This window comes from Serratia ureilytica (genome assembly GCF_017309605.1).
Taxonomy (GTDB): domain Bacteria; phylum Pseudomonadota; class Gammaproteobacteria; order Enterobacterales; family Enterobacteriaceae; genus Serratia; species Serratia ureilytica.
Genome location: NZ_CP071320.1, coordinates 4,740,002 through 4,754,789, shown reverse-complemented (window position 1 = coordinate 4,754,789; position 14,788 = coordinate 4,740,002). Strand labels below are relative to the sequence as shown.

The following is a 14,788-nucleotide window of genomic DNA, read 5'->3' as shown; positions in this document are numbered from 1 at the left end:
AAGATATTAGTTCGAGTGGCGTGCTCACACAGATTGTCTGATAGAAAGTAACGAGCAGAAATACCTTTATAGGCTTGTAGCTCAGGTGGTTAGAGCGCACCCCTGATAAGGGTGAGGTCGGTGGTTCAAGTCCACTCAGGCCTACCACTTCTTGTAAGTGGAAAAGGTACTGCACGTGACTGTATGGGGCTATAGCTCAGCTGGGAGAGCGCCTGCCTTGCACGCAGGAGGTCAGCGGTTCGATCCCGCTTAGCTCCACCATATAGTCCGGTATTGAATACTTCAGAGTATATTGGCGACAGTATGCTGCGAAGTATTTTGCTCTTTAACAATCTGGAACAAGCTGAAAATTGAAACATGACGGCTGAAATTTATCCCTCCGTAGATGTACTGGGATGAAGAGTAACCTGTCATAGAGTCTCTCAAATGTTTGCAGCGCGAATGATGGAAACATCTTCGGGTTGTGAGGTTAAGTGACTAAGCGTACACGGTGGATGCCTAGGCAGTCAGAGGCGATGAAGGGCGTGCTAATCTGCGAAAAGCGTCGGTAAGGTGATATGAACCGTTATAACCGGCGATACCCGAATGGGGAAACCCAGTGTGTTTCGACACACTATCATGTCATGAATACATAGTGGCATGAGGCGAACCGGGGGAACTGAAACATCTAAGTACCCCGAGGAAAAGAAATCAACCGAGATTCCCCCAGTAGCGGCGAGCGAACGGGGAGGAGCCCAGAACCTGAATCGGCTTGTGTGTTAGTGGAAGCGTCTGGAAAGTCGCGCAGCAAAGGGTGATAGCCCCGTACACTAAAATGCACAGGTCGTGAGTTCGATGAGTAGGGCGGGACACGTGACATCCTGTCTGAATATGGGGGGACCATCCTCCAAGGCTAAATACTCCTGACTGACCGATAGTGAACCAGTACCGTGAGGGAAAGGCGAAAAGAACCCCGGCGAGGGGAGTGAAATAGAACCTGAAACCGTGTACGTACAAGCAGTGGGAGCACCTTCGTGGTGTGACTGCGTACCTTTTGTATAATGGGTCAGCGACTTATATTTTGTAGCAAGGTTAACCGTATAGGGGAGCCGTAGGGAAACCGAGTCTTAACTGGGCGATTAGTTGCAAGGTATAGACCCGAAACCCGGTGATCTAGCCATGGGCAGGTTGAAGGTTGGGTAACACTAACTGGAGGACCGAACCGACTAATGTTGAAAAATTAGCGGATGACTTGTGGCTGGGGGTGAAAGGCCAATCAAACCGGGAGATAGCTGGTTCTCCCCGAAAGCTATTTAGGTAGCGCCTCGTGAACTCATCTTCGGGGGTAGAGCACTGTTTCGGCTAGGGGGCCATCCCGGCTTACCAAACCGATGCAAACTCCGAATACCGAAGAATGTTATCACGGGAGACACACGGCGGGTGCTAACGTCCGTCGTGAAGAGGGAAACAACCCAGACCGCCAGCTAAGGTCCCAAAGTCATGGTTAAGTGGGAAACGATGTGGGAAGGCATAGACAGCCAGGATGTTGGCTTAGAAGCAGCCATCATTTAAAGAAAGCGTAATAGCTCACTGGTCGAGTCGGCCTGCGCGGAAGATGTAACGGGGCTAAACCATGCACCGAAGCTGCGGCAGCGACGCTTAGCGTTGTTGGGTAGGGGAGCGTTCTGTAAGCCGTTGAAGGTGGCCTGTGAGGGTTGCTGGAGGTATCAGAAGTGCGAATGCTGACATAAGTAACGATAAAGCGGGTGAAAAGCCCGCTCGCCGGAAGACCAAGGGTTCCTGTCCAACGTTAATCGGGGCAGGGTGAGTCGACCCCTAAGGCGAGGCTGAAAAGCGTAGTCGATGGGAAACAGGTTAATATTCCTGTACTTGGTGTTACTGCGAAGGGGGGACGGAGAAGGCTAGGCTAGCCGGGCGACGGTTGTCCCGGTTTAAGCGTGTAGGGGGTGTGACCTGGTAAATCCGGTTGCATGCTAACCCTGAGGCGTGATGACGATGCACTACGGTGCAGAAGTAGTTGATGCCCTGCTTCCAGGAAAATCCTCTAAGCTCCAGGTAACATTAAATCGTACCCCAAACCGACACAGGTGGTCAGGTAGAGAATACCAAGGCGCTTGAGAGAACTCGGGTGAAGGAACTAGGCAAAATGGTGCCGTAACTTCGGGAGAAGGCACGCTGGCATGTAGGTGAAGTCCCTTGCGGATGGAGCTGAAGCCAGTCGAAGATACCAGCTGGCTGCAACTGTTTAATAAAAACACAGCACTGTGCAAACACGAAAGTGGACGTATACGGTGTGACGCCTGCCCGGTGCTGGAAGGTTAATTGATGGGGTCAGCCGCAAGGCGAAGCTCTTGATCGAAGCCCCAGTAAACGGCGGCCGTAACTATAACGGTCCTAAGGTAGCGAAATTCCTTGTCGGGTAAGTTCCGACCTGCACGAATGGCGTAATGATGGCCAGGCTGTCTCCACCCGAGACTCAGTGAAATTGAACTCGCTGTGAAGATGCAGTGTACCCGCGGCAAGACGGAAAGACCCCGTGAACCTTTACTATAGCTTGACACTGAACATTGAGCCTTGATGTGTAGGATAGGTGGGAGGCTTTGAAGCGTGGACGCCAGTCTGCGTGGAGCCATCCTTGAAATACCACCCTTTAATGTTTGATGTTCTAACTCGGCCCCGTGATCCGGGGTGAGGACAGTGTCTGGTGGGTAGTTTGACTGGGGCGGTCTCCTCCCAAAGAGTAACGGAGGAGCACGAAGGTTAGCTAATCACGGTCGGACATCGTGAGGTTAGTGCAAAGGCATAAGCTAGCTTGACTGCGAGAGTGACGGCTCGAGCAGGTACGAAAGTAGGTCTTAGTGATCCGGTGGTTCTGAATGGAAGGGCCATCGCTCAACGGATAAAAGGTACTCCGGGGATAACAGGCTGATACCGCCCAAGAGTTCATATCGACGGCGGTGTTTGGCACCTCGATGTCGGCTCATCACATCCTGGGGCTGAAGTAGGTCCCAAGGGTATGGCTGTTCGCCATTTAAAGTGGTACGCGAGCTGGGTTTAGAACGTCGTGAGACAGTTCGGTCCCTATCTGCCGTGGGCGTTGGAAGATTGAGAGGGGTTGCTCCTAGTACGAGAGGACCGGAGTGAACGCACCACTGGTGTTCGGGTTGTCATGCCAATGGCATTGCCCGGTAGCTAAGTGCGGAAAAGATAAGCGCTGAAAGCATCTAAGCGCGAAACTTGCCTCAAGATGAGTCTTCCCTGGGCCTTTAAGGCCCCTGAAGGAACGTTTAAGACTAAGACGTTGATAGGCTGGGTGTGTAAGTGCAGCGATGCATTGAGCTAACCAGTACTAATGATCCGTGAGGCTTAACCTTACAACACCGAAGGTGTTTTTAGAGAGATTTTCAGCGACGTTCCAAGATTGGTTCTGATGGCTTCACGGAAGTGAAGCGGTTGGAATGAAACAGAATTTGCCTGGCGGCAATAGCGCGGTGGTCCCACCTGACCCCATGCCGAACTCAGAAGTGAAACGCCGTAGCGCCGATGGTAGTGTGGGGTCTCCCCATGCGAGAGTAGGACACTGCCAGGCATCAAACAAAGCCGAAAGCCCTGAACTGACGTTCAGGGCTTTTTGCTGTGCGTAAAACGCAAAAAAGCGCAGCTACGCTGCACTGCTTTCCCCTCCTTATTCTCCATTCTCCGTCAGCGAGCCAGAGAAAAGGCCCCGAAGGGCCTTTGATTAGGGTGTGTTTGCTTTTTTCACTTATTATTCGGTCAATGCGAGCTGCCCTGAGAAATGCCCAGCCCGGTTTGCGAACGAACAAACTGCGCCCGGAAGCGTTCCCGCTCTTGCTGCCCGGCCAGTGAGCTGTCGGTGATCGAGAACAGCCAGGTGCCGACAAAGGCCACGATCATCGAGAACAGCGCCGGGTATTCGTACGGGTAAATCGGTTTCTCATGGCCGAGGATCTGCACCCAGATCGTCGGGCCGAGGATCATCAGAATCACCGCTGTCAGCAGGCCTAACCAGCCGCCAATCATCGCGCCGCGGGTCGTCAAACGCGACCAATACATCGACAGGATGATGATAGGGAAGTTACAGCTGGCGGCGATGGAGAACGCCAGCCCGACCATAAAGGCGATATTCTGCTTCTCGAACAAAATCCCCAGGGCAATGGCGACCAGGCCTAATACCACGACGGTGATCTTGGAGACCTTCAGCTCATCGCGCTCGGTCGCCTTGCCGTTTTTAATCACGCTGGCGTACAGATCGTGGGACACGGCCGAGGCGCCGGCCAGCGTCAGGCCTGCAACCACCGCCAGAATGGTGGCGAACGCCACCGCCGAGATAAAGCCGAGGAAGAAGTTGCCGCCAACGGCATTGGCCAGATGCACTGCCGCCATGTTGGTGCCGCCCAGCAACGCGCCGGTGGCATCTTTGAACGCCGGATTGGCGCTGACCAGCAGGATGGCGCCGAAGCCGATGATAAAGGTCAGAATATAGAAGTAACCGATAAAGCCGGTGGCGTAGAACACGCTCTTGCGCGCTTCCTTGGCGTCACTCACGGTGAAGAAACGCATCAAGATGTGCGGCAGACCGGCGGTGCCGAACATCAGCGCCAGGCCAAGCGACAGCGCGGAAATCGGATCGGACACCAGCCCGCCGGGGCTCATGATGGCGATGCCTTTCGGATGCACCTTCACCGCTTCGGCGAACAGGGTATTGAAGTCGAAGTTAACCGACTTCATCACCATCAGCGCCATAAAGCTGGCGCCGGCCAGCAGCAGCACCGCTTTGATGATCTGCACCCAGGTGGTGGCCAGCATGCCGCCGAACAGCACGTACAGCACCATCAGGATACCGACCAGGATCACCGCCACATGGTAGTTGAGCCCGAACAGCAGCTGGATCAGCTTGCCGGCGCCGACCATCTGCGCGATCAGATACAACGCCACCACCACCAACGAGCCGCAGGCCGAGAGGGTGCGGATCGGTTTCTGCTGCAGACGGTAAGAGGCGACATCGGCGAAGGTATAGCGGCCGAGATTGCGCAGGCGTTCCGCGATCAGGAACAGAATGATCGGCCAGCCGATGAGGAAGCCGATGGAGTAGATCAGGCCGTCATAGCCCGAGGTATAGACCAGTGCGGAGATGCCGAGGAACGAGGCGGCGGACATGAAGTCGCCGGCGATCGCCAGCCCGTTTTGCAGACCGGTGATGCGCCCGCCCGCGGTGTAGTAGTCCTGACGGGAACGGGTGCGTTTGGAGGCCCAATAGGTGATGTAGAGCGTGGCGCCGACAAACAGGATAAACATCACGATCGCCTGGATGTTCAGCGGCTGACGATGCACCTCGCCGCCAATGGCGTCGGCGCAGGCCAGGACCGGCAGCAACAGCAGCGCGGCGGCGGACAATAAACGCTTCATTGTTTCACCTCGCGCAGAATCTCTGCGGTGAGGCGATCGAATTCGCCGTTGGCGCGGAAGACATAGATCCCGGTCAAGACGAAAGAGATCACGATCAGCCCGACGCCGACCGGGATCCCGCGGGTAATGGTCGATCCGGCGGCGATCGGCGTGCCGAGCCATTGGGGATCGAAGGCGATCAACAAGATAAAGCCGACGTACAGCGCCAGCGTAATCAGCGAAAGCAGCCAGGCGAACCGGCCGCGTTTTCTCACCAGCTCTTTAAAGCGCGGGTTTTCTTCAATCCCTTGATAAATGGTGTCATTCATCAGAGTGTCTCCAGTAGGTATTGATAGAGTACGCCGCGCCAGGGCCGCTCAACGGCGCGTTATCCGAATGAGCGGCCTGAAGCGGCGTAAATTATGACGGCACTTTCATTGATTGTTTTTCTTCCAACAGCTTGTCGACTACAGCCGGATCCGCCAGCGTGGAGGTATCCCCCAGGTTGCTGGTGTCGCCGGCGGCAATTTTGCGCAGGATACGCCGCATGATCTTGCCGGAGCGCGTTTTGGGCAGCGAGTCTGTCCAGTGCAGCACGTCCGGCGTGGCGATCGGCCCTATCTCTTTGCGCACCCAGTTGCGCACTTCGGCATAGAGCTCCGGCGTCGGTTCTTCGCCGTGGTTCAGCGTGATATAGGCGTAGATCGCCTGGCCTTTGATGTTATGAGGAATGCCGACCACCGCCGCTTCGGCGATTTTCGGGTGAGATACCAGCGCGGACTCGATCTCGGCGGTGCCCAAACGGTGGCCGGAGACGTTCAGCACGTCATCGACGCGGCCGGTGATCCAGTAGTAACCGTCCTCGTCGCGGCGGGCGCCGTCGCCGCTGAAATACATGCCTTTGAAGGTCGAGAAGTAGGTTTGCTCGAAGCGGTCATGATCGCCGAACAGGGTGCGCGCCTGGCCCGGCCAGGAATCGACGATCACCAGGTTGCCTTCGCAGGCGCCTTCCTGCGGCGTGCCGACATTATCAACCAGCGCCGGCTGTACGCCGAAGAAAGGCCGCGTGGCGGAACCGGCCTTCAGCTCGGTGGCGCCCGGCAGCGGGGTAATCATGAAGCCGCCGGTTTCAGTTTGCCACCAGGTGTCGACGATCGGGCATTTGGCGTTGCCTATCTTGTTGTAGTACCACTCCCAGGCTTCCGGGTTGATCGGTTCGCCGACCGAGCCCATGATGCGCAGCGAATCGCGTCGGGTGCCTTCGATCGCCTTGTCGCCTTCGGCCATCAGGGCACGAATGGCGGTCGGCGCGGTATACAGAATGTTGACCTGGTGTTTGTCGATCACCTGAGACAGACGATTGACGCCCGGATAGTTAGGTACGCCTTCGAACATCAGCGTGGTGGCGCCGCAGGCCAGCGGGCCGTACAGCAGATAGCTGTGACCGGTGACCCAGCCGACGTCGGCGGTGCACCAGTAAATGTCGCCGTCGTGATAGTCGAACACATACTTAAAGGTCATCGCGGCGTACACCAGGTAGCCGCCAGTGGTGTGCAGCACGCCTTTTGGCTTGCCGGTCGAGCCGGAGGTGTACAGGATAAACAGCGGATCTTCCGCGTTCATTTCTTCCGGCGGGCAATCGGCGGAAACGCCCTGGGTCAGCTCATGCCACCACAGATCGCGCCCTTCCTGCCAGTAACCCGGTTTGCCGGTGCGCTGGAACACCACGACGTTGGCCACGCTGACCACGCCGGGGTTTTTCAGCGCATCGTCGACGTTCTTTTTCAGCGGCACGGCGCGGCCGGCGCGCAGGCCTTCATCGGCGGTGATCACCAGTTTGGCGTTGGAGTCGATAATGCGCCCGGCGACCGCTTCCGGTGAGAAGCCGCCGAAGATCACCGAATGTACGGCGCCGATGCGGGCGCAGGCCAGCATCGCGACCGCCGCTTCCGGCACCATCGGCATATAGATAGCCACCACGTCGCCTTTTTTCACGCCGAGCTTTTTCAGCACGTTGGCGAATTGGCAGACATCATGGTGCAGCTGTTTGTAGGTCACTTTCTTGGATTGGGTCGGGTCATCGCCTTCCCAGATAATGGCGGTCTGGTCGCCGCGCTCAGCCAAATGACGGTCCAGGCAGTTGGCCGCCAGGTTCAACGTGCCGTCTTCAAACCAACGGATGCTGACGTGGCCCGGATCGAACGAGGTGTTTTTGACTTTGGTATAGGGTTTGATCCAGTCCAGGATTTTGCCATGCTCACCCCAGAAAGCTTCTGGGTCTTGAACCGACTGTTGATAATACTGTTGGTATTGTGCCGGATTAATCAGGGCGCGTTCTGCAATTGCAGAAGGAATAGCGTGTTTATGCAGTTGGCTCATAGCTTTTCTCCTTGAAGTTGTTAATGATATGTCAACTGAAGGTTAAGTATAGTTTGCTACGATTCTTTGTTTCTTTTTTGCGCGGCAGATCACGCAACAAAGATATTGATTTGTAATAGTTCTGTCGCATTTGCAGTACGTATCTATCTATTTGGCGTTTAAATCATCATAAACCCGCTTTTTTAGCCAAAAACACTTATCTAAAGAACAAAAAAGAATAAACAAAGGCGAGGGTGTTTGCCTCGCGCTTAATAAGGGGGGGAGAGACCGACATTATTTCGCGCTATAAATCTTTTTTGATTATTTTTCGCTATTAATATTCGAAGTTGGTATTAACGCGATATAACGATGGACGGCACATCGTGAAATAACGTTCTATTAACGCTTAATTCCTGATGAAAACTCGGGAAATACCGTGTGGCATTCATCATGCCGAATTGTTCGATTTTTAATCGGAATATAAAACGGCGCTGCATTTATGGGTGAAAATGTCACTCGGTCAATTCCCATTTATTTGACTTTTGAGTAACAAAATATAAACATTTGATGCGGACTAAATATGCAGAATGGACGAAAAATAACGCATTTTAATCGCGTTCAAAAAAACGTCGCTGGCGCGGTTATGTGCTTCATTATATGAAAAATTATGTTTTTAATAACAAGCAATTATGCCATTTGAAATAGTTGCGCGAATTTTTTGTGATTCGATTCAGCGCTCAACCCTGACAAATCAAGGCTTGCAGAGCATGCCGCCCGGATGATACAGATTTATACTGCGTCGCACCCAGGGCAGGTGAACGCTTCCACTGAATTAACATAAGCCTGTAATAAATGATTAAGTATTCTTTTCGCCGTGTTGCGACTTTGTACGGCGCAAAGAGTCTTTGAGGACTTTTTGGGTATGAAAAGTGTAAAAATTAGCCTGGCTTGGCAAATCCTGATCGCGTTGGTGCTGGGTATTATTGTTGGCGCGGTATTGCACAACCAGACCGAATCTCGTGAGTGGCTGGTGAGCAATATTCTCAGCCCGGCGGGTGATATCTTTATTCGTCTGATTAAGATGATTGTGGTGCCGATCGTTATTTCCACGCTGATCGTCGGTATTGCCGGCGTGGGGGATGCGAAAAAGCTGGGCCGCATCGGATTGAAAACCATTATTTACTTCGAAGTGATCACCACGATCGCCATCGTGGTGGGGCTCACCTTGGCCAACGTCTTCCAACCGGGTCACGGCATCGATATGTCGACGCTGACCACGGTGGACATTTCGCAGTATGAGAAAACCACCGAACAGGTGCAAAGCGGTTCGCACAGCCTGGTGGCGACCATTCTGTCGCTGATCCCGTCGAACGTCTTCTCGTCGATGGCCAAGGGCGACATGCTGCCGATTATCTTCTTCTCGGTGCTGTTTGGTCTGGGGCTGTCGTCGTTGCCGAAAGAGACCAAAGAGCCGCTGCTGAAGGTCTTCAAGGCAGTGTCCGAGAGCATGTTCAAAGTCACCCACATGATCATGCGTTATGCGCCGATCGGGGTGTTTGGTCTGATTTCGGTCACGGTGGCGAACTTCGGTTTCGCTTCGCTGCTGCCGTTGGCCAAGCTGGTGGTGCTGGTGTACTTCGCCATCGCGTTCTTCGCCCTGGTGGTGCTGGGGGCGGTCGCTCGGCTGTGCAACCTGCGCATCTGGACGCTGATCCGCATCCTGAAAGACGAACTGATCCTGGCTTATTCCACCGCCAGTTCGGAAACGGTGCTGCCGCGCATCATCGAAAAGATGGAGGCTTACGGCGCGCCCAAGTCGATCACCAGTTTCGTGGTGCCGACCGGTTACTCCTTTAATTTGGATGGTTCGACGCTGTACCAGAGCATCGCCGCCATCTTTATCGCCCAGCTGTACGGCATTGAGCTATCGTTGGGGCAGGAGATCGTGCTGGTGCTGACGCTGATGGTGACCTCGAAAGGGATCGCCGGCGTGCCGGGTGTCTCGTTCGTGGTGCTGCTGGCGACGTTGGGCAGCGTCGGCATTCCGCTGGAAGGCCTGGCGTTTATCGCCGGCGTGGACCGTATCCTGGATATGGCGCGCACCGCGCTGAACGTCGTGGGCAACGCGCTGGCGGTACTGGTTATCGCCAAGTGGGAGCACCAGTTCGATCGCAAGAAGGCGCTGGCCTACGAAACGGAGTTCCTGGCGCAGAAGGTGAAGCCGGCCAATCAAGGCTAATCACCGGCTAGCGGGATATGAAAACCGCCCCGGGCATCCGTGCCCGGGGCGTTTTGTTTTTATGCCCTTTCAGCCTGCCACTTTCTTTTCTCTGCCCCCGCTGCGTCGCTTGCATCCCCGCTTAACAGAATCTAAAGTGTTACCAAATTATTGGAAATGATAATAGATGTTATTATCATTTTCATTTGATGATGTATGGAGACACACAAAAGCCGTTGAACGGCGGGGTATCGCCCGTTCGGCGCTTTTATTCAGGCTTATCAAAGGTAGGTAACATGTCGGACACCGCTTTGGCCTCTGAATGGTTGCCGCTGGCGCCAGCGCAGCTTGATTTCTGGGAAGAATACACCTTGCACCCTGGGCAGACCTTATCCACCGTCGCCCATTGCACCGAACTGTGCGGCGCAATAGAGGAAGCGGCGCTCTGCCGGGCGATCGCCGCCACCCTCGCCGAGACGCAGGCGTTTGCCCTGCGCTTTGGCGAACGGCGTGGCGACCATCCACCGCCGCTACGGCACGAGCCACAGCGCATACCGCCATTGCAACGTATCGATCTGCAAACGCATCGCGATCCCTGGCAGGCGGCGCAAAGCCTGATGCACGAGGATATCGCGCAGCACCGGGCGTTGCACCGCGAACCGTTAGCCGCCGCCTGGCTGCTGAAGCTGGGACCGGAGCGTTACCTCTGGTACGTGCGTGCGCACCATATTCTGGTCGACGGTTTCGGCATGGCGCTAATCGAACACCGCTGCGCCGCGCTCTATGCGCACTACCTCGGCCAGGGGAGCGCGGGCATCCCTTTGGGCGCCTTCGCCCCCTTTCAACAGGCCGAGTTGGCCTACGTCGATTCTGAACGCTGCGAGCGCGATCGGCGCTTTTGGCAGGCCTATCTGCCGCCGTCGCAGGCGCTGCCGACGGTGCGTAAGGGCGGCGGGGAGTATGGCGTACGACGCCTGAGCGTCAACCGTCGGTTGCCGACAGAAGTCGCGCAACGTCTGGCGCAGCAGTCGGAACGCAGTGGCATCAATTGGCCCGACTTGCTGGTGGCGCTGTCGGCGGCCTGGCTGTTTCAGGTCATGCCGCGCCACGCCCGGCAGGGCGATGCGTTGCCGATGTGGATGCCGGCGATGAATCGCCGCGGGCAAGCCGCCACCAACGTCCCTTCGTTGGCGGTTAATACCCTGCCGCTGCTGGTATCGCCGGCGCCAATGGAGACGCTGGGGAGCTTTCTGACCACCCTGACGCAGCAGCTGCGCGAGCTGCGCAGCCACGCCGGCTATCGTCTGCGCCAACTGGCCGCCGATCGCGGCGTGGATCCGAACTCGCGCTTCTTTATTTCTCCCTTCATCAACGTGCAACCCTTCGACGCGCCCCGTTTTGTCGGCTGTCGCGGCGCCCGGCGCGTTTTGGCCGGCGGCTCGGGCGACGGTTTCAACCTGACGTATCGCGGCCGCACCGACGCCCGCGATCTGCAGGTGGATATCGATATTTATCTGGAACAGTTCCCGACGGAGGATGCGCTGGACTATGGCGAGGTGCTGCAAGAATTTCTGCTGCGCGCGCTGCAGCGAGAAGCCTGGGAGCAACCTCTCGCGGCCCTGACGGCATTGCCCGCCTGATAACCTGCGGGCGGGGGATATCCCCGCCCGAGTGATGTGGCTTCAGCTGGTCAGTAACGCCGCCACTTCGCGCGCATTCTTGCACGGCAAGAGCGCACTGCTTACCAGCCGGGTGCCGAAAGCGTCATTGAGGCGCTCCGCCACCTGTTTGATATGCGGCAGCTTCAGCCCCATGGCGATAAACGCCGTCTCTTCTCCCCATTCCGGGCGCGGCGTCACGCCGATCGCCTGCCAATAGATGGTCAGGATCTCTGCGCTGCGCGCCAAAGGCGCGTTCGGCGGCGGGGCTGCGCAGGCGTTCAGCGCCGGCGCGGTTTGCCGCTGGCTCAGGTCGGCGCGGATGCGATGGCGGTCGGTTTTGCCGTTGGCAGACAGCGGCAGCGCCTCGGCGTGGATAAAGCGCGTGGGAATATGGGTACAGGGCAGATAGCCGGTGGCGAAGGCGCGGATCTCGGACAGCGGCAGCGGCTTGCCGTCGCGGGTCAGATACAGGGCGCCGAGCGCCGCCTCGTTGTTTTCTTCGCTGGGATAATCCACGACCACCATATCCCGGATCGCCGGATGGCGGCGCAGCACGTCTTCGATTTCCGGCAGCGAGACGCGCACGCCGCGGATCTTCACATAGCCGTTCACCCGGGTGGCGAACATGATGTTGCCGTCCGGACGGTAATAGCCCTGATCGCCGGTGCGGAAAGCGCGCTGCGGCTGCCCGTCCGGCCCTGCGAGGGTGACGAAGTCGTGCTGTTTCAGCTCCCCCTGCTCCAGGTAGCCCAACGCCAGGTTGACCCCGGCGGTATGGATGCGGCCGACCACGCCGGCCGGGCAGTGGCTGCCGTCGTCATGGCAGATGAAATAGCGGTTGGCCGGCAGCGGGCGGCCGTAAGGCACGGTGCCGCTCTCCTGCGGGGCGATCGGGTGCCAGATGCTCCAGATGGTGGTTTCGGTCGGCCCGCCGAGTGAGAACAGCGCGAGATCCGGGCGCAAGGTGCGCAGGGTTTGCACCGTCGCCGGCTTGATGTAGTCGCCGCCCTGCGCCACCAAGCGCAGCGAGCGCAGGCTGTCGGCCGTTTTACAGGTGAGCAGCATCTCCAGAATGGCGGGCACCGAGCACCACAGGCTGACCCGATGTTTTTCCACCAACTGGTTCCAACTGATGGCGTCTTTTTCCTGATGCGGCGCCGGCAGTACCAGCGTGGCGCCGGCGCACAGCGAACCGAACAGATCGAACATCGACATGTCATGGTGCGGCGGCGTCACGGAAATAAAGACGTCGTCGGCGGTGACTCTCCAGCGCTGTTGGGTTTGGTGCACGACGTTGGCGGTGGCGCGGTTGTTGAGCACCACGCACTTGGGTTTACCGGTGGTGCCGGAGGTATACAGGTAATAGCTCGCGGCCTGGCTGGCGCTGCGTTCCGTCAACGCCTGTTCATCCGGCAGCGCAGGCGCGCGATCTGTCGGCGTCAGCAGGGTAGCCGGCGTCACGCCGATCGGCGTCTCCAGATCGCCGCCGTGCACCACCAGCGTCGGCCGGCAGTTCTCCAGCAGGTAGGCGGTGCGTTCCGGCGGCGAGTTGATGTCGATAGGCACCCAGATCACCCCCTGGAGGGCGCAGGCGAGGCTGAAGATGATCTGTTCCGGGCTGCGCGGCAAATACAGCGCCACCACGTTGCCCGGCTGTACGCCGCGGCTCTGCAGGTTGGCGATCGCCGTGGCGATCCGCCGGCCCAGCTCGCGATAGGTCAGCGTCTGCTCGCCACAGATAAGCGCGTTGCCGCCGTTATGCGCGCCGAACAGCCGCTCGGCCAGCTGCGCCAGATAAGGATAAAGCGCGTAATTCGCTTCGCTGTCGTTGTGGCGGTAATGCGCCAGATCGATGAAATCTCGCGGGGCGATCGCCAGATCGGCGCGTTGGCAACTGTGCAGGATGCGCCGCTGCAAGGCCGCCAGCATGGCCGCTACCTGCTCGCCGTGCAGCGCCTGCTCGGCGTAATCCACGCACAGCTGCAGGTTTTTTTCGCTGTCCAGCGTCAGACGGATATCAATGGCGACCTGCGGCGTTTGGGTCAGGCCATCGTGGAAGCGCACCGGCGCCTCGGCCGGCAGCGTTTCCCAACCTAAACAGTTGGTCAGGATCACCGGCAGCGCCGGGCCGCCCTGGCTTTGGCCGAGCAACTGACGCGCCAGATCGACGCCGGAAAACGCCAGGTGATCGAGCGCGCCGAGCACATCGTCCTGCAAGGCTTGCGCGCGCTGGATAAAGTCTTCGCCATAGCGCGAATAGCGCACCGCCACGAAGCTGGAGGCGTTGCCCAGCGCGCCGTCGGCGGCGGGGAACGCCACCGGCACCCCGACGCACAGCTCCCCGTCGGTGGTCCAGTGGGCCAGCGTATCGAGGATCAGCGCCGAGAGCAGGCTGTTGCGCAGCAGCGCATGCGGCGATCCCAGGCGGCCGAGTTGTTTGACCGTGTCGTGCGGCAGCGTCAGGGTGGCGCGGCGATAGCGTGATGCGGTGAGATTGGCGAGCGGGGCGCGCCACGGCAACGCCGACGGGGTGGTGACATCCTGCAGCTTCTCGCGCCAATAGGCGGCATCGGCCTGGCGTTGCGCCGCCGATGCCGCAGGGGGCGGCAGCGCGGCGGCGGTCGGCGTCAGAGGGCGATCGTCGAACAGGCGCGCGATCACGGCGGAGATCCCTTGGCCGTCGAGGATCAAGGCATCAAAGCTGGTAAAGATCAGCGTATCGTACGGCGATCCCGTCGGATCCTGCTGTTCGGCAAGTTGGATCACGGCGATGCGCCACAGCGGTTGGCTCGGATCGTGGCGCTGGTGGGAGTAACGCTCGCGCAGTTGTTCCGTCTGGCGCTGCGCCGCTTCGTCATCCAGCGAGCTCAGGTCGTGGCGATCCAGATGCAGCGTGATTTCCGGGCGCACGTGCTGCGTGCCGCGCTGCACATCGATGCAGGTGCGCAACGCCGGGTAGTGCTGTACCAGCTCGGCCAGGCGCGCTTCAAGGCGCAGCACATCCCGCTGCCGGGCGCGGTATTCGCGGAAGTCGTGCATCGCCACGCCGCCGAGCGGCCATCGATCGCTGCGGCCGAGAAGATAGGCCTGCTGCAGTGCGGTTAATGGTGTCTCCATGGTGCTTCCCTATAGTCGCTAACCGATT

6 protein-coding genes, 2 tRNA genes and 2 rRNA genes are annotated in these 14,788 nt (G+C 58.0%); 6 read left to right on the top strand and 4 right to left on the bottom strand.

Annotated features, from left to right (window positions below):
• Window positions 1-70 precede the first annotated feature (70 nt).
• The 4 genes from J0X03_RS22505 to rrf all read left to right on the top strand — a co-directional run bounded on the left by J0X03_RS22505 (window position 71) and on the right by rrf (window position 3,589).
• Window positions 71-147 (top strand) — tRNA-Ile (locus tag J0X03_RS22505).
• Window positions 148-185: 38 nt separating this feature from the next.
• Window positions 186-261: transfer RNA gene (locus tag J0X03_RS22500), tRNA-Ala, on the top strand.
• 206 nt (window positions 262-467) lie between these two features.
• Window positions 468-3,374: ribosomal RNA gene (locus tag J0X03_RS22495) — 23S ribosomal RNA — on the top strand.
• 99 nt (window positions 3,375-3,473) lie between these two features.
• Window positions 3,474-3,589, top strand: a 5S ribosomal RNA gene (rrf, locus tag J0X03_RS22490).
• A gap of 185 nt (window positions 3,590-3,774) precedes the next feature.
• Here rrf and actP read toward each other — a convergent pair.
• The 3 genes from actP to acs all read right to left on the bottom strand — a co-directional run bounded on the left by actP (window position 3,775) and on the right by acs (window position 7,785).
• The gene (actP, locus tag J0X03_RS22485; RefSeq protein ID WP_103101956.1) at window positions 3,775-5,427 is read right to left on the bottom strand and encodes a cation/acetate symporter ActP; all 1,653 of its coding nucleotides are present in this window, start codon (window positions 5,425-5,427) and stop codon (window positions 3,775-3,777) included.
• Window positions 5,424-5,735, bottom strand: coding sequence for a DUF485 domain-containing protein (locus tag J0X03_RS22480; RefSeq protein ID WP_004930047.1), 312 nt, complete (start codon window positions 5,733-5,735; stop codon window positions 5,424-5,426). The genes actP and J0X03_RS22480 overlap by 4 nt, the downstream gene beginning before the upstream one ends.
• Window positions 5,736-5,826: 91 nt before the next feature.
• Complete coding sequence (gene acs, locus J0X03_RS22475; RefSeq protein ID WP_033641574.1) at window positions 5,827-7,785, bottom strand: acetate--CoA ligase; 1,959 nt, start codon at window positions 7,783-7,785, stop codon at window positions 5,827-5,829.
• Window positions 7,786-8,686: 901 nt separating this feature from the next.
• Here acs and gltP point away from each other — a divergent pair.
• Together gltP and J0X03_RS22465 are read left to right on the top strand one after the other, a co-directional pair.
• Complete coding sequence (gltP, locus tag J0X03_RS22470) at window positions 8,687-10,003, top strand: glutamate/aspartate:proton symporter GltP (protein WP_033641576.1); 1,317 nt, start codon at window positions 8,687-8,689, stop codon at window positions 10,001-10,003.
• Between the two features lie 275 nt (window positions 10,004-10,278).
• Window positions 10,279-11,622, top strand: a complete 1,344-nt coding sequence (locus J0X03_RS22465) for a condensation domain-containing protein (RefSeq protein ID WP_129993845.1) — start codon at window positions 10,279-10,281, stop codon at window positions 11,620-11,622.
• Window positions 11,623-11,664: 42 nt separating this feature from the next.
• Here the strand turns inward: J0X03_RS22465 and J0X03_RS22460 are convergent, their stop codons facing one another.
• Window positions 11,665-14,760: an amino acid adenylation domain-containing protein gene (locus J0X03_RS22460; protein WP_129993846.1), complete on the bottom strand. Its 3,096-nt coding sequence runs from the start codon at window positions 14,758-14,760 to the stop codon at window positions 11,665-11,667.
• Between the last annotated feature and the right edge of the window lie 28 nt (window positions 14,761-14,788).